We start from the raw sequence: 23,756 nt of genomic DNA, 5'->3' as shown, positions 1-23,756 counted from the left end.
GAATCAACCACCTACCTTGAATACGGGGTTTCCTTCAACCTCTCTGCGCACTGCGTCCATCAGTCCCCCTCATCAGACCCACGGCGTTCTCCCACCGTCCACTGGCCTTGAGGCACAGCTCGACGAGCTCTCGGGCGGCGCCACGGCCGCCCGGACTCTGGGTGATGAAGTGAACCTCCTGACGCACCTCGGGAACAGCATCCGCGGGACACGCGGACAAGCCCACCCTCGAAAGAGGGGCCAGGTCATTGTGGTCGTCACCCATGTAGGCACACGCCTCCAGGGGAACGGCCAGTTGCTGGAGCAGCTCGTCCAGTGCGGCACCCTTGTCGCGGCGGCCTTGAAACACAGCCGCCAGCCCGAGCTCCCTCCCGCGAGCCTCCACGATTCCTGAGGTGCGGGCGGTGAGGATGGCGGCGGGCAGGCCCGACAACCGGGCCATGACCAGGGCGTGGCCATCCTTCACATCGAAGCGCTTCATGAGCTCCCCGCCGTCGCCGTAATACAGGCCGCCGTCGGTGAGCACCCCGTCCACGTCGAAGACAAGCAGCCGCACGCGTGCCGCGCGAGACGTCAGCTCTTCCTTTCCAGGCTTGGAAGGTGCTTCCGTCGACATGACTCGCTCGGCTCCTCCCCTCGTCGTGTCCATCAACCGGGCTCGTGTCCCAACACCCGGCGGATGTTCAGCACATTTCGTACCACGTCCTCGAACATCTGTGGATTGAGGGAGCACGGACCGTCACACAGGGCACCATCAGGGTCCTCATGGACTTCCGTGAACAATGCATCAATCCCGGCCGCCGCGGCGGCATGGGCGAGCAGTGAGACGAACCTGCGCTCGCCCCCCGTCACTCCGTCGCCGGAGCTGGGCTGCTGCACGGAATGCGTGGCGTCGAAGCACACGGCCAGGCCCGCCTCGCGCATGTGGGCGAGCCCTCGCATGTCCACCACCAGGTTGTTGTAGCCGAACGTGGACCCCCGCTCCGTGACGAGCACGTTGGGGTTGCCCGACTCGAACGCCTTGCGCGCCGAGTGGACGATGTCCCTGGGGGCTACGAACTGTCCCTTCTTCAAGTTCACGCCCTTCCCCGTGCGAGCCACGGCCTCCACCAGGTCTGTCTGCCGGCACAGGAACGCCGGTATCTGGATGATATCCACAACTTCCGAGGCAGGACCTACGTGGCTGGTTTCATGGACGTCCGTGAGGACCGGGACGCCCACTTCATCCCTGATACGCGCTAGAATACGCAGCCCTTCCCGGAGGCCAGGACCTCGGAAGGACTTCCCGCTTGTCCGGTTGGCCTTGTCGTAGGAGCACTTGAACGCGTAGGGCACGCCCAGTCGGCTGGTGATGCCCTTGAGCAAGTGAGCATGTTTCAGCGCCATCTCCTCGGACTCGATGCTGTCCGGGCCGGCGATGACGAAGAGCTTCTGCCCGGGGCCGACCTTGTAACCACACAGGTTGATGGGGAGGCTGCTGGCGCTCATGCGCGCACCTGACCGGCCGTGGCGTCACGCTGCTCGAGCGCCGCCTTGATGAAGCCGGAGAAAAGAGGGTGAGGAGCAAAGGGCTTGCTCTTGAACTCGGGATGGAACTGGCAGCCGACGAAGTACGGGTGGTCCGACAATTCGATCATCTCCACGAGGTTCAGCTCCGGATTATGCCCGGAGATGACGAGTCCCGCCTCCTGAAGCCGGCCCCGGTAGGCGTTGTTCACCTCGAAGCGGTGGCGATGACGCTCCTGGATGGTGTCCTGGCCATACAGCTGGTGTGCCCGTGAGCCGGGCTTGAGCGCGCAGGCGTAGCTGCCCAGACGCATGGTGCCGCCCTTGTCCTGCACCGTGACCTGGCTCTCCATGAGCGTCACGACGGGGTGCGGGGTGTGCTCGTTGAACTCCAGGCTGTTGGCCGCGGGGAGGCCCAGCACGCTGCGGCTGAACTCCACGACGGCCATCTGCAAGCCCAGGCAGATGCCGAAGAAGGGGATTTTCTTTTCCCGCGCGTAGCGAACCGCGGCGATTTTGCCCTCGGTGCCGCGCACGCCGAAGCCGCCGGGCACGAGGATGGCGTCCACGCCCGCCAGGAGCTTCTCCGGGCCTTGCGCCTCCACGTCCTGGCTGTCCACGAAGTGCAGGTTCACCTTCACGTCGTTGGCGATGCCGCCGTGCAGCAGCGCCTCGTTGAGGCTCTTGTAGCTCTCCGTGAGGTTCACGTACTTGCCGACGATGGCGACCTGGACCTGGCCGCGCGCGGGCTCGTACACCTTGCGGATGATGTTCTCCCAGCGCTCCAGGTGCGGCGCGCGGCTCCAGATGTTGAGCACCTCCGCGAGCCGGTCATCCAGACCCTGGCGGTGCAGCTCCAGCGGCAGCTCGTAGATGCTGCGCACGTCCGGCGAGGTGAACACGTTGCCCGTGTCCACGTTGCAGAACATGGCGATCTTGTCCTTGATCTCCCGAGACACCTCGCGGTCCGTGCGACACACGAGGAAGTCGGGCTGGATGCCAATCTCCCGCAGCTTCATCACCGAGTGCTGCGTGGGCTTGGTCTTCACCTCGCCCGCCGCGCCGATGTACGGCAGGAGCGTCAGGTGCACGTAGACGGCGTTCTGGCTGCCCACGTCGTAGCGCATCTGCCGGATGGCCTCGAGGAACGGCAGCGACTCGATGTCGCCCACCGTGCCACCGACCTCCACAATCACCACGTCCGCGTCCTGGGCCGCCTGACGGACGCTCGCCTTGATTTCATCGGTGATGTGCGGAATCACCTGCACCGTCTTGCCCAGGTACTCGCCGCGGCGCTCCTTCATGATGACCGCGTGGTAGATGCGGCCCGACGTGAAGTTGTTGAGCCGGCTCATCCGAGCGTTGGTGAACCGCTCGTAGTGGCCCAGGTCCATGTCCGTCTCGCCACCATCCTCCGTGACGAAGACCTCGCCGTGCTGGAACGGGCTCATCGTGCCCGGGTCCACGTTGATGTACGGGTCCAGCTTGAGCAGCGTGACGGCGAGCCCACGGTTCTCAAGCAGGGCGCCGATGGATGCCGAAGCGAGGCCCTTGCCGAGGGAGCTGACCACTCCGCCCGTCACGAAAATGAACTTGGTTTTCTTGGAGCGCATATCCCGTTCTGCCAAGTAGGGCAGGGATGCGTCAATTATTCTGAGTAGGACGTGCGGCCGGTCGGCGCCCCGGCTGACACCTTCTCAGTTGCCGTCCCAACCACCCGGGCGAGACACGGCGAACTCCCGGACGTCGGGTTGTCCGACCCGGAAGGCGCGCAGATCGCAATTGCGGCAGCTCCACCCCTCCCAGCCGCGCTTGACGACCATGTGCAGGCAGGCGTCGTAGTTGGGGCAGTAGAGGTTGCGCTGCGCATCGACAGCCTCTTCGTCGCGCAGGGCGGTGGGCAGAGGGCTGGGGCACGGGGTGATGGACACGGCGAATCTCCCGGATGGGTACGAAAAGGGTCGGCCACTCCCCCCGGCGGGTCGGAACAGGTCGCTTACGACTCCATTCCCGGGAGAAAGTAAAAGACCCGTCCCCGCGCGAACGCGGAAACGGGCCCTTGAAACCTTCAGCGTCTGCCACCGCCGCGGTGACCCTCTTCAGGCCGCCGTGGCGGAGGTGGACGCCTGATTCTTGCTGTCAATCAAGGCATCACCTCCTTTCTTGAGGATGGAAGAGCTAATCACCGGCTTGATTCCGCGCCACTTTCCAGAGCGATAAGCGCGGGCTCGGGTGGTGGCCAGCCGTTCAGGCGGCGACGAACTGGCGCTCCACCAGCCGGCGGTAGAGGCCTTCCTGGCTCATGAGGCTCGCGTGGGTGCCGCTCTGGACGATGCGGCCGCCCTCCAGCACGAGCACCCGGTCCACGTTGGCCACGGTGGACAGGCGGTGGGCGATGATGAGCGTGGTGCGGCCCTTCATCAGGCGCTCCAGCGCGTCCTTCACCAGGTGTTCGCTCTCCGCATCCAGGGCGCTCGTCGCCTCGTCGAGGATCAGCAGGCGGGGGTCCTTCAGCACGGCGCGGGCGATGGCCACGCGCTGCTTCTGGCCTCCGGAGAGCTGGACGCCGCGCTCGCCCACCTGGGTGGCGTAGGCTTCCGGGAAGCGCTGGATGAAGTCGTGGGCGTTGGCGGCGCGCGCGGCCTCTTCCACCTGGGCGTCGGTGGCGTCCGGCTTCGCGTAGCGGATGTTGTCCGCGATGGAGCAGGAGAACAGCTGCGGCTCCTGCGCCACCATGCCGATGTTGCGGCGCAGCCACTCCGGCTCCAGCGTGGTGAGCGCATGTCCGTCCAGGGCGACGGCGCCCCCTTGCGGGTCATAGAAGCGGGACAGCAGTGACGCGAGGGTGGACTTGCCCGCACCGGACGGGCCCACCACGGCGACGACCTCGCCGGGCCGCAGCTCCAGGTCCAGGCCCTGGAGCACTGGCACGTCGGGGCGCGTGGGGTAGGAGAAGCGCACGGCGCGGAACTCCACGTGTCCCTTCACCGAGGCCAGCCGCTCGCCTCCGGCGGGAATCGCGGGCTCGCGGTCCACCAACTCGAAGACGCGCTCGGCGGCGCCGGTGGCGCGCATGACGTCCGCCCACACCTCCGTCACGGCGCTCAGCGAGAGCGCCACCAGCGAGGTGTAGATGAGGAACGACGTGAGCGCGCCGGCGCTGAGCTCACCGTCCACCACCATCCGGCCGCCGTACCAGAGCATCGCCGCGGTGGAGCCGTACATGGCGATGGAGGCGCTGCCCATGAAGAGCGCACCCTGCCGCGCGCGCTCCTTCGCGAGCTGGAGCGCCCGGTCCACCGCCGCGCCGTAGCGTTCGACTTCATGGCTCTCCGCGGCGAAGGAGCGCACCGTGCGGATGCCGGAGAGGTCCTCCTCGGCCACCTCGCTGGAGGCCGCGAGCGCGTCCTGTGCCGCCTTGGCGAGCACGCGCACGCGACGGCCATACACCACCGCGCCAATGGCCACCGCGGGGATGAGGGCGAGCATCACCATCGTCAGGCGCGGGGACGTCAAGAAGAGGAGCACCACGCCGCCGAGCCCCTGGCAGGCGTAGCGCAGCATCATGGAGACATTGGTGGTGACGGTGCTCTGCAGGATGCTCGTGTCCGAGGCGAGCCGGCTGGTGAGCTCACCGGTGCGGCGCTCGTCGAAGAAGGCCACCTCCTGGGAGAGCAGGCTCTGGAACAGGCGCTTGCGCAGCCGCGTCACCACGCGCTCGCCCGCGTTGCTGAAGAGGTAGACGCGCAACGCCATGGCCACCGACTGCACGACGAAGACGCCGAACATCACCAGGGCGATGGTGTCGAGCCGCGAGCGATTGCGGGCGCCGAGCGCCTCGTCCACCAGGTCTCCGATGGCGCGCGGAAACACCAGCGTGGCCGCGCTGCTGACGAGCAGGAAGAACGTGCCCACGACGAGCGTGGGGACCTCCGGCTTCGCGAGGGTGAGCAGGCGGCCCAGCGTCAACCGCGAGGGGAGATGGGGCTTGGAGGCGGTCGAGGTGGGGGACACGCGCGGAGACTAGCGCGGAGCCCCTCGCTTCGCACGGTCGCGGGCTGTCGGAGCGGGTGGGAGGTGCTAATCCTTCGGGGCACGGAGGTAGGCCATGGAGCAGCGCGTTTTCGGCGGCACCGGGAAGCAGGTCCCCGTCCTCGGTCAGGGCACGTGGCAGATGGAGGAGGATGACCGCGAGGAGGCCATCCGCTCCCTGCGCGCGGGGTTGGACCTGGGGCTCACCCACGTCGACACCGCCGAGTTGTACGGCCATGGCCGCGTGGAGGAGTCCATCGTCTCCGAGGCCATCGCCGGACGACGCGACGAGGTCTTCCTCGTGTCGAAGGTCATGCCCTCCAATGCCACCTACGCGGGCACGCTGACCGCGTGCGAGCGGAGCCTGAAGCGACTGCGCACCGACTGGCTCGACTGCTACCTGCTGCACTGGCCCGGCTCGCACCCGCTGGCGGAGACGGTGCGCGCCTTCGAGAAGCTGGTCGCGGACGGGAAGATTCGCTCCTGGGGCGTGAGCAACTTCGCGGTGTCGGATTTGGACGAGCTGCTGACGCTCACGAAGCCCGAGCGCATCGCCTGCAACCAGGTCCTCTACCACCTGGAGGAGCGGGCCATCGAACACGCCGTCCTCCCGTGGTGCGAGGAGCAGGGTGTGGCGGTGGTGGGCTACAGCCCCTTCGGCAACGGCCGCTTCCCCAAGCCCCAGAGTCCGGGAGGGCGCGTGCTGGAGGCCATCGCCCGGGCGCATGACGCCACGGCCCGGCAGGTGGCGCTCCAGTTCCTCGTGCGGCGGCCCTCGTTGTTCGCCATTCCCAAGGCGAGCCGCGTGGCCCACCTGCGCGACAACGCGGCCGCCGTGTCGCTGAAGCTCTCCTCGGACGAGCTGGCGCGCATCGACGCCGCGTTCCCCAAGGGCGCCTACAGCGACGCGCTGCCCGTCATTTGAGGCCGGAGGCGAAGGCCTTGCGGAAGGCGGACACGGTGGGCTCTCCCTCGCCCACCGTCACCGTGCCCGTCTCGCCCTCCAACGCGGCTCGCATGCCCTTGCCCCGGACGAAGCGCACCGTGGCGATGCGGCGCATCACCTCGCGTCCCTGCTCCTGCGCGAGCGCGCGCAACGCGTGGCCTGTGACATTCACCGCGGCCTCCAGCGCGCGACGTCCGGGCTCGTCATCCAACCCCACCCAGTCCACCTCGAAGCGCAGCGGCCTGCCACCCAGTGCCTTCTCGCCCGGCCAGAACTGCTCGGTGAGGGCGTGCGGCAGCTTCTCCACCAACGTCACCACGTCCTGACGCGTGGGCGTGGGGCGCACCAGTTGCGTCAGCTCGAGCAGCTTGCTGGCCTGGCCCACCGTCACCGCGACCACCGTCGCCAGGTCCACGTACGTCACCGACTCCGAGCCGAGCAGGCCCTCCTTGCCGAGCGCCAGCAGCACCGAGTCTCGCGGCGCGTAGTCCACCACCGTGCCCGTCACGGTGTGTCCGTGGGCCAGGTGCAGCGTGACGGTGACGGTGGGGACCTCCTCGCCCGTGCGGGCTCGTATCGCGAGCGTCCCGAGTTGCTCCAGCACCCGCTCCACCTTGCGCGACACCAGTCGCTGCACGCCCTCCATCTGGTGCTCCTCGTCGTCCGCCCACTTGCGTCGGCGCGGGTCGTTCTTCGGCGTCGGTGCGGGCGCGGGCGTTGGCGCGGGCGTCGGTGCCGCCGCCGCGACGTGGGGATTCGCGGGGACTTCCTTCGCGGGCTCCGGGGGCGTGGCGGCGGGGGCCTCCGGCGTCTCGTCCTTCGCCTTGGTGTCGTTTCCGCCAAACAGGTCCTGGAAGATGCCCATGGCTACAGTCCTTTCTCGCGCATGACGGCTTCAACCTTCGCGACGTCTCCGGGGACATCCACCGCGACCGTGCGCCAGGAGACTCGGGCGCAGCGGATGGAGATGCCGTGCTCCAGCGCGCGGAGTTGCTCCAGCTTCTCCGTCTCCTCGAGCGGCGTGGGCGCCAGCTCCGCGAGCCGCAACAAGACGTCCCGCCGGTAACCATACAGTCCGATGTGGCCCCAGCGGGGGACGGGAGTCCCGGTCTCCCGCGCGTGGGGGACGAGGCTGCGGCTGAAGTAGAGCGCGTCGCCGTTGAGCGCGAGCACGGCCTTCACCACGTGCGGGCTGTCGGCTTCGTCCGCCTCCAGGGGCCTGACGAGTGTGCCCATGCGCACGGTGGTGTCCGTGAAGAGTCCGGCGAGCGACTTGAGCGCCTCCGGGTCCACCAGGGGCTCGTCACCCTGGACGTTCACCCACACGTCCACGTCGGGCCGCTCGCGCGCCACCTCCGCCACCCGGTCCGTCCCCGTGGCGCAGGCGGGGCTGGTCATCACCGCGCGGCCTCCGAAGCCCTCCACGGTGGCGCGGATGCGCTCGTCGTCCGTGGCCACCCAGACCTCGTCGAAGACGCCCGCCTCCTGACAGCGGAGCCACACGTGCTCCACCATGGGCTTGCCGGCGATGAGGACGAGCGGCTTGCCGGGGAAGCGGGTGCTGGCATGACGGGCGGGGATGACGGCGATGGTGCGTGAGGAGGGCATGGCACACTCGGTCTATCAGATTCAGGACGGACGCTGGCTCCGCGGAGACGAGTCGCCCCGCAGCCACTAGGCATCCGACTCGCCGTGCCTAGCTTGGCTGGCGACATGAAGAAGGTCATCCATATCGTCGGTGCGCGGCCCAATTTCATGAAGGTCGCGCCCATCCACCGGGCCATCGCCGCGCGCACCCCGCTCCAGCAGATCCTCATCCACACGGGGCAGCACTACGACGTCAAGATGAGCGACGTCTTCTTCTCCGACCTGGGCCTGCCCGCGCCGGACGTGCACCTGGGCATCGGCTCCGGCAGCCACGCACAGCAGACGGCCCGGACGATGGTGGAGCTGGAGAAGGTCTTCCTGGAGCACAAGCCGGACCTCGTCTCCGTCGTGGGTGACGTGAACAGCACTGTCGCCGCCGCGCTCGTGTCGTCGAAGCTGGCGATTCCCCTGGCCCACGTCGAGGCCGGCCTGCGCAGCTACTCCCGGCACCAGCCGGAGGAAATCAACCGCGTCGTCACCGACCGGCTGGCCGACCTGCTCCTCACGCCCTCGCGCGACGCGGATGCCAACCTGCTCAAGGAAGGGCTGGAGCCGGACCGCATCCACTTCGTGGGCAACGTGATGATCGACTCACTGCTCGCCTCGAAGGAGCGGGCGGAGCAGCTGCCCGTGCTGAAGAGCCTGGGCCTTGCGCCTCATGGCTACGCGGTGTGCACGCTCCACCGGCCGTCCAACGTGGATGACCCGCGCGTGCTCGGCGGGCTGCTGTCCGCGATTGCTCACGTGGCGTCCCGAATCCCGGTCGTCTTCCCGGTACACCCGCGCACGCGGAAGATGATCTCCGAGCAGGGACTGGGCTCCGCGTTCGAGCGCAATCCGAACCTGCGCCCCGTGGACCCCATGGGCTACCTGGAGTTCCTCGCGCTGACGTCGCAGGCCCGGCTCATCCTCACCGACTCGGGCGGACTCCAGGAGGAGACCACTGCGCTGGGCGTGCCGTGCCTCACCCTGCGCGAACAGACCGAGCGCCCCATCACCGTCGAGGAAGGGACCAACGAGGTGGTGGGCACCGACCCGGACCGCATCCGCGAGGCCGCCGACCGCGCGCTCAACGGGCAGGGCAAGAAGGGCCGCGTGCCGGAGTACTGGGATGGTCGCTCGGGTGAGCGCATCGCGGACCTGTTCTCGCGCTTCCTCTCCGTCGAGCAGGGCTCGCTTCGCGCTGTCTCCGCTTGATGGAGGTGACGAGGGGCCGCGACACCTGTGTGACGGTGCCTCGCGGCCGTGCTCGTTCCGACTGTGCGTGCTTCCGCTCCATGTTAGAGCTGGGAGGTCATGCGCGGCGATGAGGACGCATCGGCGGAGGTCTCCGCCTCCGAGAAGGACCCGGCCCCCGAGGGCTTCGTCGACATCCCCTTCGTCGTCGAGCCCAACTATGCGGGCTGGCGCCTGGAGGACTACCTGGGCCAGAAGCTGCGCCGCATGCCCCGGGAGCGCCTGGCCGGAATCATCCTGCGCGGTGTCCGGTGCGACGAGCAGCGGCTGAAGCCCTCCACGCCCGTGTATCCCGGCATGGCCTTCCGACTGCGCCGCCCCGGTACCGAAGAACCCGAGACGCCCACGGAGCTCCCTGTCGTCTTCCAGGATGATTGGCTGCTCGTGCTCGACAAGCCCGCGGGACTGCCCATCCATCCCACTGCGCGCTACCACAAGGGCACCCTCGTCTCCATCCTGCGCGAGCGCTTCGGTGAGCGCTTCGCCGAGCCCGCGCACAGACTGGACCGGGAGACCAGCGGGCTCGTCGTCTGCGGACGCACCACCGAGTCGTGCCGGGTGCTGGGACGACTCTTCGTCTCGCGCGACGTGCACAAGGAGTACCTCGCCGTCTGCGAGGGCCATCCCTCCGAGGACTCCTTCGTGGTCGACGCGCCCATCGCCGAGGGCACCGAGCTCATCCGCATCGCCGTGCGCATCGACCCCGTGGAGGGCAAGCCGAGCCGCACCCGCTTCCAGGTGCTCCAGCGCTTCACTCGCGAGGGTGCGCCCTTCGCGCTGCTGCGCTGCTTTCCGGAGACAGGTCGTCAGCATCAGATTCGCATCCACCTGCACGTCGCGGGCTTCCCGCTGGTGGGCGACAAGATGTACGGGCCGGACCCCGGCTACTTTGATCGATTCAGCAAGCACAGCCTGGAGCCCGAGGCGTGGACCCGGCTGCGGCTGCCTCGACACGCGCTGCATGCCGCGCGCATCGTCTTCCCGCATCCCGGCACCGGTGTGGAGGTTGCCTTCGAGGCTCCGCTTCCCTCCGACCTCACGGACTTCATCGCGGGGGCTTCGCTGCCGCCCGCGCCTCCCGTGAAGGGCGGCGGGGAGGTTTAGCCGGGGCCCGCAACTTCCGGGCGGCTTCTGGGTTCCAGAGGGAAACACCCTCCTCGCGTCACTGACGCGTCCACCTCGGGAGCCTTTCATGCGCCGCACCGTCCTCGCCGCCACTGTCGCTTTCTTCCTCGGCGGTTTCGTCAACCAGGCCCAGGCGGAGCGTCAGCCGCGCATGCGTGACGCCATGGTCCATCTGGAGAAGGCGCTCTCCACCCTGAAGAACGCGGCCCCCGACAAGGGCGGCCACCGCGTGAAGGCCATCGGTCTCACCGAGCAGGCGCTTGGCGAGGTTCGCGAGGGCATCCAGTTCGACAACCGCCACTGACGCGCGAAGGGAGTGAGGCGCCTGCCCAGAGGTCTGTGCGCGGCGCCTCGCCTCGCTGGCGTGGAGTCTCGACTGACGCCCGGAGCGACCACGGCCCTGGTCCATGGGAGTGGGGCCTCGCTGAGGCGAGGTCTCGACCGCCGCCTGGAACGAGCAAGGCCCCCGACCCGAAGAGAGGGCAGGGGGCCTTGCGCTTGTACGTCCCGCCGCCGTCCGGTCAGGCGGTGAGCTTGTTCGCTTCCGGCGCGGAGGGCGACAGCTCTCCGATGAGGTACTCGCCCGAGAAACACGCCGTGCAGAAGCTGCCTCGGCTGGGGTCTCCCACCGCCGTGCCCAGCCCCTCCAGCGAGATGTAGCCCAGCGTGTCCGCCGTGACGTACTTCGCGATTTCGTCCGTGCTGTGAGTCGCCGCGATGAGCTCCTGACGGCTCGGCGTGTCGATGCCGTAGAAGCAGGGCCACTTCGTCGGCGGCGAGGAGATGCGCAGATGCACCTCCAGCGCTCCCGCGGCCTTGATCATCTTCACGATTTTGCGGCTCGTGGTGCCCCGGACGATGGAGTCGTCCACCACCACCACGCGCTTGCCCTTGAGCACGTGCCGCACCGCCGACAGCTTCAGCTTCACGCCGAAGTGACGGATGGACTGCTGCGGCTCGATGAACGTGCGGCCCACGTAGTGGCTGCGGATGAGGCCCACGTCATACGGAATCCCGCTCTGCTGCGAGAAGCCGATGGCCGCCGCCACGCCCGAGTCCGGCACCGCGATGACCAGGTCCGCGTCGGGCGCCGGCTGCTCGCGCGCAAGCTGCATGCCCATCTGCTTGCGCACCTCGTACACGCTGTTGCCGAACAACACCGAGTCCGGACGCGCGAAGTACACCTGCTCGAAGATGCAGCGGCCCAGGCGCGGAGGCTCCGCGAAGGGCCTGCTGGTGCGCAGCACGCCGTTCTCGATGACCAGCAGCTCGCCCGGCTCCAGCTCGCGCACCACATCCGCTTCGATGAGGTCCAACGCGGTCGTCTCGCTGGCGACCACGTACGCGCCTTCCTTCATCCGCCCCAACACCAGCGGCCGGATGCCCAGCGGGTCCCTCACCGCGACCAGCTTGTTCTGCGTGAGCACCAGCAGGCTGTAGGCGCCTTCCACCTTGCGCAGCGCTTCCACGAGCTTCTGCTCGAAGCTCACCTGCTTGGAGCGCGCCAGGAGGTGCATGATGACCTCCGTGTCCGCGTCCGACTGGAAGATGGCTCCGTCGGCCTCCAGCTTCTCCTTCAGCGCTCCCGCGTTCACCAGGTTGCCATTGTGCGCGACGGCGACCTGTCCTCCCGCGTACGCCACGAAGAGCGGCTGAGCGTTCTTGAGCTGGCTGCCACCGGCCGTCGAGTACCGCACGTGTCCGATGGCCGACTGGCCAGGCAGGCCGGCGAGCACCGGCGCGTCGAAAATATCAGCCACCAACCCCATCTGACGGTGCGCCCGAAGACCGTGGCCGTCGGAGGCGACGATGCCAGCGGACTCCTGACCGCGGTGCTGCAGGGCGTGCAGCCCCAGGTACGTCAGGTTAGAGGCCTCGGCGTGTCCCGTGATTCCGAAGATGCCGCACATGGCGCGGTGCCTTACTCCTTTCGGGCGATGAGCGGAACAGGAACGCACGCCCCTCTGGTGGGTATTCCACCCGCCACCGGAGTCGGCCCATGTGGGCACACGAGCCTCGCGGTACGAGCACCGTCCCGTTAGTCTCGCCACCGCATGGCTTCCCCGCGACGAGCCTCCTGGCGTTCCCTGTTTCCCCTGGTCCTGCTCACCGTGGGTGCCGCTTATTCATTGGGTTCATGGAACTGGTGTGGCACCTGGGCGGAGCGCGCGCCCGTGCTGCTGTCTCAGGTGAAAACAGAAGGTGCGTTGCGCGCGGGCGCGGCGAAGGTGCCGCTCGTGCCGCCGTTTCCGGTGGTGGTCGCGGGGTACTCGCCTCCGCGTCCGGATGCGAGCCAGTCCGACCCGCCGCTCCATGCTCGCGCGGTGGTGCTGGAGTCGGGGAGCACGCGGGTGGGGTTGGTGTCGCTCGAGTTGCTGCTCGTCACGGATGCGGTGACCGCCAAGGTGCGCGAGCGAGCGCTCGCCGCCGGACTGCAGGACGTGCTGGTGCTGGCCACGCACACGCACTCCTCGCTGGGAGGTTATGACAGCCGCCTGGTGTCACAGCTCGTCGGGACGGGGCGCTACCGGGAGGACTCGCTGGAGGCCGTCGTCGCCGCCGCGAGCGCCGCGCTGCAACAGGCCGCCGCCGCGCTCACCGACGTGACGCTGGAGCTGGGCGAGGCGAAGGAGCCCTCCTTCGTCTACACGCGCAGCGGTGGCACCGCGCCGGATGGCTCCTTGACTCGCGCGGTGCTGCGCGGCGCCTCGGCCCCGGTGGCGGAGCTGCTCTTCTTCGCCGCGCATCCCGCGATGGTGCCCCGGCAGCGCGCGTACGTGGACCCGGACTACCCGGGGCGACTCAGCTCGCTGCGCGAGTCCGAGGGCAGCGGCGTGACGCTGCTGTTGCAAGGCGCGGTCGGCAACGCCTCGGTGGCCTTCTCCGAAGGGCAGGGGCTGGAGCGTGTGTCCGCCTTTGCTCGGGCCTTGTCCGACCTCGCGGGCAAGGTGCCCATGGCTTCCGTGGGGCCTTCGGTCCGGCTGTCATTGGTGCGCGCGGAGGCGGTGATGCCTCGGCCGGATGCGTCGCGGCTGGTGCCGTCATTCACTCGCGCCGCGGGTGACAACCTGCTGTGCGGTTCCTCCGAGCGCGTGGCGGAAGTGGCGGCGTTGGTGCTGGGGCCGCTGGAGCTGGTGACGGTGCCGGGTGAGCCCACCGTCGACGCGGGCGCGGTGCTGGTGGGACGCACCGGGGCCTCGGGGGTGCTGGGGCTCGCGGGTGGATACGTGGGCTATGTGGAGACGCCGGAGTTGGTGCGCGTGAGCGGCGGTGAGTCGCGACGGCAGTACTTCGGTCCCTCGCTGCTGGAGCGACTGGGCGAAGCGGCGGAGCTTGCCGCCAGCACCGCGGGCTTCACGCGCTGACGTCGCCCGCGGTGGTTGGATGCGCGGGCCTCGTCGGCTGCCTGTCGGGACGGTCCTGAACGTCCTTTGCTGGACGGCGGGGCGAGCGTGATGGCGTCGCCAGGGCCGCATGGCGGAAACTGGTGCTCCCTTCTTCACCGTGGAGCGCCCCATGAGCCCATCGGATCCTCGCATCACCCTGGAAGTGCGCGGTCACCTCGCCCTCATCGGCATCCACCGGCCGGAGAAGCGCAATGCGTTCGACGTCGGCATGTTGCGGGGACTGTCGTCCGCGGTGACCGAGGCGGACCGTCATCCGGACGTGCGGTGCATGGTCATCTTCGCGGTGGGCGACCACTTCTCCGCGGGCCTGGACCTGGCGAGCGTCGCGCCCGCCCTCTCCAGTGGCGAGCCGCTCTACGCCGAGGGCGCCATCGACCCGTGGGGCATCCAGGGAGCGCTGAGGACCAAGCCGCTCATCGTCGCCGTCCAGGGCCTGTGCCTCACGCTGTCCATCGAACTCATCCTCGCGGCGGACATCGCGGTGGCCTCCGAGGACGCACGCTTCGGACAGATTGAAATCAAACGCGGCATCTTCCCGTTCGGCGGCGCCACCCTGCGCTTCCCGCAACGGGCGGGATGGGGCAATGCCATGCGCTGGCTGCTCACGGGCGACGAGTTCGACGCGCGCGAGGCCTACCGGATGGGACTGGTGCAGGAAGTCGTCGAGCGCGGCCGTCACCTGGAGCGCGCGCTGGCCCTGGCGGAGACGGTGTCGAAGCAGGCGCCGCTGGGGGTCCAGGCGACGCTCGCGTCCGCGCGACAGGCGGTGCACGAGGGGCCCGAGGCGGCGGCGCGCGCGCTGCTGCCCCAACTGCTGCGGCTGGCGGGAACGGAGGACGCCGCCGAGGGCGTCCAGTCCTTCCTCGAGCGCCGCGAGGCCCGCTTCACCGGCAAGTGAGGCGGCCCCGGGCGCGGTCCGTCAGAACTTCTCGAACTTGGAGTCCTCTTTGCGCTTCTTGAAGAACAGGGCGGTGCGGCCCAGGAGCTGGGCCTGGTCGGCGCCCGTGCCCTCGGCGATGCGCGCGGAGGCTTCCTGGCGCGTCTCCGGACCGTCGTTGATCTTCACCTTGATGAGCTCGTGGTCATGCAGCGCCTGCTCGACGGCGGCGATGACGCCCTCGGTGACGCCGGATTGACCGACGATGACCACCGGCTCCAGGTGGTGTCCGAGCGCGCGCAGATGGCGGCGTTGCTTCCCGGTGAGCGGCACGTTGCTATCTCCTTCGACTCGTCCGGCGGGGCCCCAGGCCCCTCCCGGACGGGGGGCGCACCCTACTTCTTCTGGGCCGCCATGCGAATCTCCCGCTGCGCGTCGATGTGGTCTGGCTGAAGCTCCACTGTCCGCTTGAAGTGCTTGAGCGAGCCCGGAACGTCCCCCGACAGCTTCGCAATCACCCCGAGGAAGTAGTGCGCGGGCGCACAGCGCTCATTGCGCTTGATGGCGTTCTGGATTTCCCGGAACGCCTCCGGCTGAGCCGCCTTCTTGTCCGCCGCCGTGAAGAACCGCGCATAGCCCCGCCACGCGTAGAACTCGGCCTCCTCCGCGTTGAGCTGGATGGCCTCGTTCAACATCTTCACGGCCTCGGGGAACTTGCGCGCCTTCACGAGAATGCACGCCTTCTGGAAGAGCTCCTCGGCCTGGAGGATGGCGTTGATGTCGACTTCCGCTCCCGCGCCGCCGCTCTTGACCTCCTCCAGATAGGACGCACGGCTCTTGTCGTCGGACAGCATCCGGTAGGCATCGCCGATGTAGGCGAACACCTCGGCCTTGAGCTTCTCCAGCTCCGGAGGCGCGCCCTGCGGAAGCGTGTCCGGGTGGTAGAGCTTGGCGAGCCGGAAGTAGGCGACCTTCACGGCACTCGAGTCCGCCTGCTCCGAGAGCCCCAGCCGCTGGAAGTGGTTCTGCTGCTTGAGCGCCATGACGAGCTGGCGCAGCGACGGAATCTCGTCCGAGCCCGGGGCATTGGCGGTGACGGTGGGCGGCGCGGGACGGGCCGTGCCTGGGCCCGCCGTGGGCGCCGCTGAACCGACGACCGGAGGACCCGCGGGACGGGGCGCGGCTCCTGGGGGATTGCCAGGACGCGCGGCTCCAGCGGCGGCGGTGCCCACGCCTGGAGGATTGCCAGGGCGAGCGGCTCCAGCCGGGGCCGCTCCAACGCCGGGAGGATTGCCGGGACGGGCGGCTCCAGTGGCGGCGGTGCCCACGCCTGGGGGATTGCCAGGGCGAGCGGCTCCGGCCGGGGCCGCTCCAACGCCGGGAGGATTGCCAGGAGTCGCCGCTCCCGAAGGGGCGGTGCCGACGCCGGGAGGATTGCCAGGGCGGGCTGCTCCAGCCGGGGCCGCTCCAACACCTGGAGGGTTTCCGGGACGAGGTGCCTGGGCCGCCGTGGGTGCGGGACCGGTCGGGGCGGCTTGTGGACTCGCGGCAGCAGGACCGGGGTGCGCCCCGGCTCCTGGCTGCGGGGCCACGGCGGCGAAGGACACGGCGTCCAGCTCTCGTAGCAGGAACGCGAGGCGCAGCAGGTGGTCGGCGTCCTGCGGGAAGTCGGTGAGGAGCTGGTTCACCGAGCGCACGCCGTCGATGACGGTGAGGGCCCGGACTTCATGCGGGGTGAGGCGCAGCTCGCTCGCGGCGACCATGCCCCCCGACTTCATGATGGGCAGTTGGAGCACCGGCATGAGCCGGCGCTTGAGCTCCGTGGACGGCATGCGGCGCACGGTGTCGCTGAGCACGGCCCACCGGTTGCCGAGCGGCATGGCCTTGTTGCCAGCCAGCTCGCGGACCTCGAAGGTGAACGTGCCCGCCTCGGTGCGCAGGGCCTTGAACAGGATGCTGGCGGCGCGCTGCGCCAGGATGGCGAACGCGCTGGCGGGTTGCAGCAGTCCCAGACCAAAGAGCGCGGCGAGCAGGTCTCCACCGAAGCGGTCCTTCGCGGACTCGGCCTGCTGGAGCTGCTCGGGCGTGAGCAGTCGCCCACCCATCAGCGACGTGCCCAGCGCATCTTCGGGATGGGTCGAGTCGACGAACTCCGGGTTGCCCTTGCGGAAGTGAATCAGGGCGACGCGGTCCGAGAGCGTCAGCGTGAGCAGGCCCGTCTGCTCCGCCATGGCGACGCGCCCGTAGAGGTTCAGCGGCGAGGTCTGCTCCAGCTGTCCCTGGGCTGGCACCGCGTAGGGGGCGGCCTCCGTTGTGACGGCCGCGACGGGGCGCGCGCCAGCAGCGGGAACTCCCGCCTGCGGAGCGGCTCCCATGGGGGCCTGCTGCGCTCCGGGAGTCGCGGGGGCCTGCTGCGCTGGTGCCACGGGGCGTGCGCCGGTCGCGGGCACACCTGCATGCGGAGCGACTCCGGGCGCTTGCGGTGCACCGGCGGGACGGGTGCCCGCGGTGGGAACTCCCGCCTGCGGAGCGACTCCGGGCGCTTGCGGTACTCCAGGCGCAGTGGCCATGGGAGGCCGCCCGGGGGCCGTTGCGACGCCGGGCGGGACTCCCGGGGCAGGACGCGCGGCGACGTTCGGCGCTCCGGGAGCGGCGGTACCCGGAACTCCGGGGCGTGCTCCCTGTGGCGCGCCAACGCCCGGGTTGCCTGGGGCGCGAGGATCTCCAGGCCGCGTTCCGGGCCCTGCCATCGGAGCTGACCCAGGCGTGCTTCTCGCGACCGCACCGGGTCCCGCCATATGCGCGGTGCCCGGACCGGCCATCGGCATTCCGCCAGGATTCGCACCCGGGCCCGCCATCGGCATTCCACCGGGATTCGCACCAGGGCCGGCCATGTGCGCGGTGCCCGGACCGGCCATCGGCATTCCACCCGGATTCGCACCCGGACCGGCCATGGGCATTCCACCGGGGTTCGCACCGGGGCTTGCCATGGGCGCGCTCGGCGCCTGCTGGGGCGCGTCGGGCGCTCCGTCACCCCAGAGCTCCCGGGGGAAGGTGTCGCGGGCCTCGGGGAATCGCCAGGGGAAGGCGAAGTTGCGCCCGTCCTCGGAGACCTGGAGCTTCCCCTTGATGGAGCCGCTGTCGATGAGCAGCTCGATGGTCGGCAGGGTGAGGGGCCCCCACAAGGTGCCCCTGTCGTTGCGAACCCAATATTGACGGACGTCACCCTCCGCCATGTGCGGTTCTACTCCGTTCGAGCTGCGAGAAGATGGAACCCTACCGCTCTCCCCGGAAGGGTCAAAGCAGACGACGGGGCAGAGTGCTCATACAGGGCGTCAGGGTGTGGCGCCGTCGAGGGTGGCCAGCCCCAGCACGGACAGGCACGCCGCGTCCGCCTGCTGCTCGGCCGGGGGGTCGAAGCAGAACACCTCACTGTCGAAGACCTTGCACAGCCCCGCCGGCGTGGACGCACAGGCCGACTTCGAGAACGCGGTGGTGCACCCGTAGCCACACACCGGCCCGGACTCGCTGTTGCGGCACTCGGGCGCGGGCAAGGTGCGCTTCCAGGCGCAGAGCGCGGCGGGAGACGGGTCGAAGCAGGTGATGCGACCACTCGCCATCTTGCACACCCCCGCGGGCGTCTTGTTGCAGCGCACCCCCTCCGGGACGTTCAGGCAGTTGTAGCCGCACGTCAGCTCCACACTGTTGCTGCGGCAGTCCGCGCGGGGCGTGTCCTTGCCGTAGACGGCGAAGACGATGGCCGGCGGGTCGAAGCACTCCACCTCGCCGCTGCGACCTCGGCACACCCCGGCCGGAGACTTCGCGCACTTCACCCGACCCGGCTGCGTCGCGCAGTTGTAGCCACACGCCACCACGCCATCGATGGCCTTGCACTCGGGGTCCGGCAGCGAGGCGCCGTACGCCTTCACCACGTAGGCCGGCGGGTCGAAGCACACCGCCTGGCCGTCCACCACCTGACAGCGCCCCTGCGGCGTCTGCGCGCACCGGGCCCGGTTCGAGTCCGACTTGCACCCATAACCACAGGCCACCTGGCTGTTCATGGAGCGGCAGGAGGGGGCGTTGGGGTCCTGCGACGGCGGTGCCGAGGCCAGCGTGAGCGCCAGCAAGGTGACGAGGGAGGCGAGCATGGTGACCTCGGAAGCAGGGGAGTGTCGCGGAGGCATTGACGCCCAAGGCGCGCGGTGACGCAAGAAGCGGGCGGGCGCGACGGCGCTTCGGGCGCGTGGTACCCAGGCGCCGTTCGAGCCGAGGGAGACACCCAGGTGGATTTCATGGTGGACGTCAGTGCGCAGCAACTCCTCCTGCTGTGCGTCGCCGCGCTGGTCGCGGGCCTGGTGGACGCCATCGCGGGAGGTGGCGGGCTCATCACCCTGCCCGCGCTCCTGACGGTGGGGTTGCCGCCCCACGTGGCGCTGGGCACCAACAAGGGGCAGTCCGTCTTCGGCTCGTTCGCCGCGCTGGTCCGCTTCTCGCGCTCGGGGCTGGTGGACTGGAGGCTGGCGCGCGTGACGTTCCCCTTCGGCCTGGGAGGTGCGTTCGCCGGCGCCGCGCTGGTGCTGTTGGTGAAGCCAGAGGTGCTCAAGCCGCTGGTGCTCGTGCTGCTCATCGCGGTGGCCGTGTTCCTCGCGTTCCGGCGGACGCCTGCCTCCGGGGCCAGGACGGAGCCCTCACCCCGGCCGCGCGCGCTCGCCATCGGTTCGCTCATCGCGCTGGCCGTCGGCACCTACGACGGGTTCTTCGGTCCGGGGACGGGCACCTTCCTCATCGTCGGCTTCAACACGCTGCTGGGCCACGGACTGGCCCGCGCCTCCGCCGACGCGAAGGTGGTGAACTTCGCGTCCAACCTGGCGTCCATGGCCCTCTTCGCCCTCAATGGCGTGGTGCTCTGGAAGGTGGCGTTGCCCATGGCCGCCGCGCAGTTCACCGGCGCGTGGCTGGGCGCGCACCTGGCGGTGAAGGGCGGCGACACGCTGGTGCGCAAGGTGGTGCTCGCCGTGGTGCTGGCGCTGGTGCTGAAGCTGGGGCGCGACGTGGTGATGGGCTGAAGTGGGGCTCGCCCCCGATGGCTTCAGCCGATGTGCACCAGCAGCGCGTCCCCGCGCTTGCCCATCTGGGCCATGAACTTCTGGAGCTCGTCGAAGTAGGAGACCATCTCCTCCAGCGGGTCCGAGTCGTCGGGCGGCTCTTCCCACGTGCCGGGGTAGATGTCCTGGGCCTGCATCTCCACCGCGTCGTAGCGGCGGCGCAGCGTGTTCTCGGACACCTCGCGCAGCGCGGAGGCGAGCACCTTCACCTGCTCGGGCGAGAAGACGCGCGCGGTGCCTTCATCCGAGGGGATGTCGCCCACGTCCACGCCGCCGCGCACCAGGAAGTCCAGCGGCGCGCTGCCCTCCCAGGGCGTCCCGGTGAGCAGGTACTGGAGGCCGTGCCAGGCCTCGCCGATGTCCAGTTCCAGGAATGCTCCGCCCTTCGGGTCTCCGAAGTCCTCCTCGTCGTCGAGGAAGTCGTCCAGGCGCTTGGGGGCCTGAAGCAAGGCGTCGCGCTGCGCCTCCGTGACGCTGCGCAAGGTGCAGAGCATCTCCATGCGGGGGACCTCGTGTGCCGCGGAAGCGGGGGGAATCGTGAGCGGCGAGGGACCCTACCAGTCCCGGGTGATGTCGCGGAATTTCGATGCGGGGCCGGGTGCTCCATCGTTCAGCGGAGGGTCAGCAGGGCGCCCGCCACCATCAGCGCCACGCCCGCCCCCAGCTTCCACGAGAGCGGCTCGTGCAGGAGGACGACGGCGAGGAGCACGGTCAGCGGCAGGCTGAGCTTGTCGAGCGGCGCCACGCGCGAGGCCGGCCCGAGCTGGAGGGCGCGGAAGTAGGCCAGCCACGACAGGCCGGTGGCGATGCCCGACAGCGCGAGGAACAGCAGCGTCTTGCGGCTCAAGGACGGCAGGGCGGCGTGTTCTCCCCGGGCCAGGGAGATGCCCCAGGCGAAGACGAGGACGACGCAGGTGCGCAGGGCCGTGGCGAGTGTGGAGGGAACACCCTCGACGCCGACCTTCGCCAGCACGGCGGTGAGCGCCGCGAAGAGGGCGGAGAGCAAGGCATAGACCCACCACGACATGAAGACCTCCCGACCGCGAGCGCACTCTGGAACCGCGATGTTAGTCTTTCGAGCGTCGACCGCCGCGCTCTCGCAATGGTGGTCCCAGGAGAGACCACCGGATGGCACCAGGGGGTCGATGGACTGTCGCCATCGCGGGAGTCGTGCTGTCGCTCTCGCTCGCGGCGTACCTGCGGCGTGAGCTGAGTCCTCCGACGCCGCACCGCGTGGTGGAGAAGGCATCGCCGCCCGTGGAGCCGCCTTCCGACAAGGCGCTTCCCCCGCCTCCGCCGCCCAGGCCGGAGGAGCTGGGGCGCGTTCATTTCCGGGCCCTGAAGAGATGGAGTGGGCATCCGCTGCGAGGCGTGACGGTGGGCATCATGCGGGAGACGAGGCCCCGCGTCGTGCATCCGGAGCAACTGCGGACGGACGCGAACGGCATGGCCGAGTTTGTCGCTGTCCCCTCGGGGCGGTTGACCGTCTGTGCTCGCGGGGCGGGCTACATGGAGTCCTGTTTGACGAGCTCGCTCGCGGCGGGCGGTCTGCTCACCATCGACTTGAGCATGTCGGAGGAACCGGCGAGCGCTCCACTCGCAGTCCCATGAGCACGGCCCCTGAGTGGTAGCCTTCGCGCCCTACAGGCAGCGGGGGTTCCACCCATGTGTGACGTGACGTGGATGCGACGAGCACGGACGTTGCTGCGCCAGACCGCGGTGTCGTTGGGGATGGGAGTGCTGACGCTGGCTCCCAGTGCGCGAGGGGAGTTGCCGGAGCACTACACGCTCCAGCTTCAGGCTCGCACCAACATGTTGGGCAATGCATCCGGTGCCTACAACCTGAAGCCGGGCAATCTGCTCGCGGGGAGTCTTCAGGTCCCGGTGGTCTCGGATGGGAGGGTGGCGTTCCGGTTGTCGATTACTCCCGAGGGGCCCAACGCCATCTGGTGGGGAAGCGACGCCGCGGGCCATCACCGTTATCTGTTGCCGGACCTGGGCGAGGATGCGCGCGCGAGCGACCCGGGGTTCAACTCGGCGGGGCTCGTCGCGTTCGCCGTCACGGGGGCCAGTGCCGTGACGAGCAATGGCATCTATCTGCTGCGCACCGAGGCGCCGAACGACGTGCGCATCATCCGCGAGCCGCTCGGGGCGTCGGACTGGTCCAGCCTTGCGCTCAATGATTCGGGGCAGCTCGGGTTCCGAGCCAACTTCAACTTCGTCGGCCGTGGCTACGTGGTGCTGACGCCGCAGGGGGCGGGTTGGACGACGACGTATCTGGCGAAGGAGAAGACGCTCGACGACACGAGTCCCTACGAGTTCCTCTACTCGCCAGCGTTCAACGACCTGGGACAGATGGCGGGCGTGGGAGACGTGGCGCCTGGAGGGTCTGAGTACTACCAGGAGCTGCGAGTCTTCAGCGCGGATGGCACGTCCCGGCTCATCGCGCAGTCGCGGGGCCGGGATGCGGGCTCGCCCATCTACCGGTTTGCTTCGGTGCAGCCCGCGTTCGACAACCTGGGGCGCGTCGCCTTCATCGCGACGGCGAGGGTCGGGGCGGGACCGAACCTCACGACGGTCTTCCTGTGGGATGGCGCGGAGCTGCGGGTGGTGGCGCAGAACGGGCAGGGAGGCATCAAGGAGGTGGAGTTCTTCCCTCCGGACATGAACGACGAGGGGCTCATCGTCTTTCGCGCCATCGACAGCAACAGTCGGCGCGCGGTGTGGGTGAGCGATGGGCGAACGCTCAAGCGGGTGGTGTCGGAGCACGACATCGTCGATTCGGACCAGGGTCCGGCGCGTGTCGACCAGGAGACGCCGAGCAACCCGGTGTTCGCGGGAAGCGTGAGCATCAGTCCGAGAGGAGATGTGTCCGTCGTCGCGGGGTTGGCGCCACCGGAGAATGACCAGGAGGAGTGGGGCACCGCCATCTTCGTGGCACAGGCGTACTTCGCGCCGCCCGCGGATGGTGGCGTGGATGCGGGACCTGGCGAAGAACCGGACGCTGGCTGCGACGGAGGCGAGTGCCCCGGCGAGGGAGACAGCGGAACTCCAAGCTGTGACGGAGGCGAGTGCCCCGGCGAGGGAGACAGTGGCACTCCGAGCTGTGACGGTGGTGAGTGTCCTGGCGAGGGAGACAGCGGAACTCCAAGCTGCGACGGAGGTGAGTGTCCCAGTGAGGGAGACAGTGGCACTCCGAGCTGCGACGGAGGCGAATGCCCCGGCGAGGGAGACAGTGGCACTCCACGCTGCGACGGAGGTGAGTGCCCCGGCGAGGGAGACAGTGGCACTCCGAGCTGCGACGGCGGCGAATGTCCCGGCGAGGGAGACAGCGGAACTCCACGCTGCGACGGAGGTGAGTGTCCCAGTGAGGGAGACAGTGGCACTCCAAGCTGCGACGGCGGTGAGTGTCCTGGCGAGGGAGACAGTGGCACTCCAAGCTGCGACGGCGGTGAGTGCCCCGGCCAGGAAGACAGCGGAACTCCAAGCTGCGACGGCGGTGAGTGCCCCGGCCAGGAGGACAGCGGAACTCCAAGCTGTGACGGCGGTGAGTGCCCCGGCGAGGGAGACAGCGGAACTTCAAGCTGCGATGGAGGCGAGTGCCCCGGCCAGGAAGACAGCGGGACTCCACGCTGTGACGGAGGCAGGTGTCCGAGTGGTCAGGACGGCGGAGCCGTGGACGCGGGCGGTGCGGGGCCCAGGCCCGACAGCGGCGGCTGCGGTTGCCAGTCGACGCCTTCCTCCGCGCTCCTGCCGTGGATGTTCCTCGGCCTGGCCTGGTTCGGTGCGCGCCGTCGAAGAGGTCCGCGCGGTCACTGAGACGCTGGACCTCTTCTGAGGTCATGACGCCACGCCCGGGTGGGCAGCTCACCTCA

At 69.2% G+C, this 23,756-nt stretch carries 22 protein-coding genes; 9 read left to right on the top strand and 13 right to left on the bottom strand.

Annotated features, from left to right (window positions below):
- Positions 1-34: 34 nt before the first annotated feature.
- The 5 genes from HR086_RS08285 to HR086_RS08265 all read right to left on the bottom strand — a co-directional run bounded on the left by HR086_RS08285 (position 35) and on the right by HR086_RS08265 (position 5,520).
- Positions 35-616 carry an HAD family hydrolase gene (locus tag HR086_RS08285; protein WP_141643149.1) on the bottom strand — a complete coding sequence of 194 codons (582 nt, stop codon included), beginning with the start codon at positions 614-616 and terminating at the stop codon, positions 35-37.
- Between the two features lie 32 nt (positions 617-648).
- Positions 649-1,488, bottom strand: a complete 840-nt coding sequence (kdsA, locus tag HR086_RS08280) for a 3-deoxy-8-phosphooctulonate synthase (protein ID WP_174465315.1) — start codon at positions 1,486-1,488, stop codon at positions 649-651.
- Positions 1,485-3,119, bottom strand: coding sequence for a CTP synthase (locus tag HR086_RS08275; RefSeq protein ID WP_141643147.1), 1,635 nt, complete (start codon positions 3,117-3,119; stop codon positions 1,485-1,487). The genes kdsA and HR086_RS08275 overlap by 4 nt, the downstream gene beginning before the upstream one ends.
- Before the next feature lie 84 nt (positions 3,120-3,203).
- Positions 3,204-3,437 (bottom strand): hypothetical protein, encoded by a 234-nt coding sequence (locus tag HR086_RS08270; protein WP_141643146.1) that lies wholly within the window; start codon positions 3,435-3,437, stop codon positions 3,204-3,206.
- 316 nt (positions 3,438-3,753) lie between these two features.
- On the bottom strand, positions 3,754-5,520 hold the full coding sequence (locus HR086_RS08265) for an ABC transporter transmembrane domain-containing protein (protein ID WP_174465314.1): 1,767 nt from the start codon (positions 5,518-5,520) through the stop codon (positions 3,754-3,756).
- Between the two features lie 94 nt (positions 5,521-5,614).
- Between HR086_RS08265 and HR086_RS08260 the strand changes: the two genes are divergently transcribed.
- Positions 5,615-6,463, top strand: coding sequence for an aldo/keto reductase (locus tag HR086_RS08260; protein ID WP_174465313.1), 849 nt, complete (start codon positions 5,615-5,617; stop codon positions 6,461-6,463).
- Here HR086_RS08260 and HR086_RS08255 read toward each other — a convergent pair.
- A complete protein-coding gene (locus tag HR086_RS08255; protein WP_141643143.1) occupies positions 6,456-7,349 on the bottom strand; it encodes a hypothetical protein in 894 nt (297 codons plus the stop codon). The genes HR086_RS08260 and HR086_RS08255 overlap by 8 nt on opposite strands.
- Positions 7,350-7,351: 2 nt before the next feature.
- A complete protein-coding gene (kdsB, locus tag HR086_RS08250; protein ID WP_174465312.1) occupies positions 7,352-8,092 on the bottom strand; it encodes a 3-deoxy-manno-octulosonate cytidylyltransferase in 741 nt (246 codons plus the stop codon).
- A gap of 105 nt (positions 8,093-8,197) precedes the next feature.
- Here kdsB and wecB point away from each other — a divergent pair, with 105 nt between their 5' ends.
- The 3 genes from wecB to HR086_RS08235 all read left to right on the top strand — a co-directional run bounded on the left by wecB (position 8,198) and on the right by HR086_RS08235 (position 10,796).
- Positions 8,198-9,328, top strand: a complete 1,131-nt coding sequence (wecB, locus tag HR086_RS08245; RefSeq protein ID WP_141643141.1) for a non-hydrolyzing UDP-N-acetylglucosamine 2-epimerase — start codon at positions 8,198-8,200, stop codon at positions 9,326-9,328.
- A gap of 99 nt (positions 9,329-9,427) precedes the next feature.
- Positions 9,428-10,471: an RluA family pseudouridine synthase gene (locus HR086_RS08240; RefSeq protein ID WP_174454588.1), complete on the top strand. Its 1,044-nt coding sequence runs from the start codon at positions 9,428-9,430 to the stop codon at positions 10,469-10,471.
- Between the two features lie 88 nt (positions 10,472-10,559).
- The gene (locus tag HR086_RS08235) at positions 10,560-10,796 is read left to right on the top strand and encodes a hypothetical protein (RefSeq protein ID WP_174454589.1); all 237 of its coding nucleotides are present in this window, start codon (positions 10,560-10,562) and stop codon (positions 10,794-10,796) included.
- 217 nt (positions 10,797-11,013) lie between these two features.
- Here HR086_RS08235 and purF read toward each other — a convergent pair whose 3' ends face one another.
- Positions 11,014-12,402, bottom strand: coding sequence for an amidophosphoribosyltransferase (gene purF / locus HR086_RS08230; protein WP_174454590.1), 1,389 nt, complete (start codon positions 12,400-12,402; stop codon positions 11,014-11,016).
- A 144-nt stretch (positions 12,403-12,546) separates the two neighbouring features.
- Between purF and HR086_RS08225 the strand changes: the two genes are divergently transcribed.
- Together HR086_RS08225 and HR086_RS08220 are read left to right on the top strand one after the other, a co-directional pair.
- Positions 12,547-13,857: a neutral/alkaline non-lysosomal ceramidase N-terminal domain-containing protein gene (locus HR086_RS08225; protein ID WP_174465311.1), complete on the top strand. Its 1,311-nt coding sequence runs from the start codon at positions 12,547-12,549 to the stop codon at positions 13,855-13,857.
- Positions 13,858-14,008: 151 nt separating this feature from the next.
- Entirely contained in the window at positions 14,009-14,797 is a 789-nt protein-coding gene (locus tag HR086_RS08220) for a crotonase/enoyl-CoA hydratase family protein (RefSeq protein ID WP_174465310.1), read from the top strand.
- A gap of 21 nt (positions 14,798-14,818) precedes the next feature.
- Here HR086_RS08220 and yhbY read toward each other — a convergent pair whose 3' ends face one another.
- The 3 genes from yhbY to HR086_RS08205 form a co-directional block, all read right to left on the bottom strand.
- Positions 14,819-15,109, bottom strand: coding sequence for a ribosome assembly RNA-binding protein YhbY (gene yhbY, locus HR086_RS08215; RefSeq protein WP_141643135.1), 291 nt, complete (start codon positions 15,107-15,109; stop codon positions 14,819-14,821).
- A gap of 62 nt (positions 15,110-15,171) precedes the next feature.
- Positions 15,172-17,151, bottom strand: a complete 1,980-nt coding sequence (locus HR086_RS08210; RefSeq protein ID WP_373564277.1) for a DnaJ domain-containing protein — start codon at positions 17,149-17,151, stop codon at positions 15,172-15,174.
- A 960-nt stretch (positions 17,152-18,111) separates the two neighbouring features.
- Complete coding sequence (locus tag HR086_RS08205) at positions 18,112-18,924, bottom strand: hypothetical protein (protein WP_141643133.1); 813 nt, start codon at positions 18,922-18,924, stop codon at positions 18,112-18,114.
- 144 nt (positions 18,925-19,068) lie between these two features.
- On the opposite strand from HR086_RS08205, the gene HR086_RS08200 reads away from it, so the two are divergent.
- Positions 19,069-19,842 (top strand): TSUP family transporter, encoded by a 774-nt coding sequence (locus HR086_RS08200; protein WP_174454592.1) that lies wholly within the window; start codon positions 19,069-19,071, stop codon positions 19,840-19,842.
- A 23-nt stretch (positions 19,843-19,865) separates the two neighbouring features.
- Here HR086_RS08200 and HR086_RS08195 read toward each other — a convergent pair whose 3' ends face one another.
- Positions 19,866-20,381 (bottom strand): YfbM family protein, encoded by a 516-nt coding sequence (locus HR086_RS08195; RefSeq protein WP_141643131.1) that lies wholly within the window; start codon positions 20,379-20,381, stop codon positions 19,866-19,868.
- Between the two features lie 110 nt (positions 20,382-20,491).
- Positions 20,492-20,908, bottom strand: coding sequence for an EamA family transporter (locus tag HR086_RS08190; protein ID WP_141643130.1), 417 nt, complete (start codon positions 20,906-20,908; stop codon positions 20,492-20,494).
- A gap of 101 nt (positions 20,909-21,009) precedes the next feature.
- Here HR086_RS08190 and HR086_RS08185 point away from each other — a divergent pair, with 101 nt between their 5' ends.
- Both HR086_RS08185 and HR086_RS48395 read left to right on the top strand, forming a co-directional pair.
- Positions 21,010-21,492, top strand: a complete 483-nt coding sequence (locus tag HR086_RS08185; protein WP_174454593.1) for a hypothetical protein — start codon at positions 21,010-21,012, stop codon at positions 21,490-21,492.
- A 72-nt stretch (positions 21,493-21,564) separates the two neighbouring features.
- Positions 21,565-23,700 carry an MXAN_5453 family MXYO-CTERM-anchored protein gene (locus HR086_RS48395; RefSeq protein WP_254626246.1) on the top strand — a complete coding sequence of 712 codons (2,136 nt, stop codon included), beginning with the start codon at positions 21,565-21,567 and terminating at the stop codon, positions 23,698-23,700.
- Positions 23,701-23,756: the final 56 nt, after the last annotated feature.

Source organism: Myxococcus sp. CA039A (assembly GCF_013336645.1).
Lineage (GTDB): Bacteria > Myxococcota > Myxococcia > Myxococcales > Myxococcaceae > Myxococcus > Myxococcus llanfairpwllgwyngyllgogerychwyrndrobwllllantysiliogogogochensis.
This window is presented reverse-complemented; position numbering and strand designations above follow the sequence as displayed.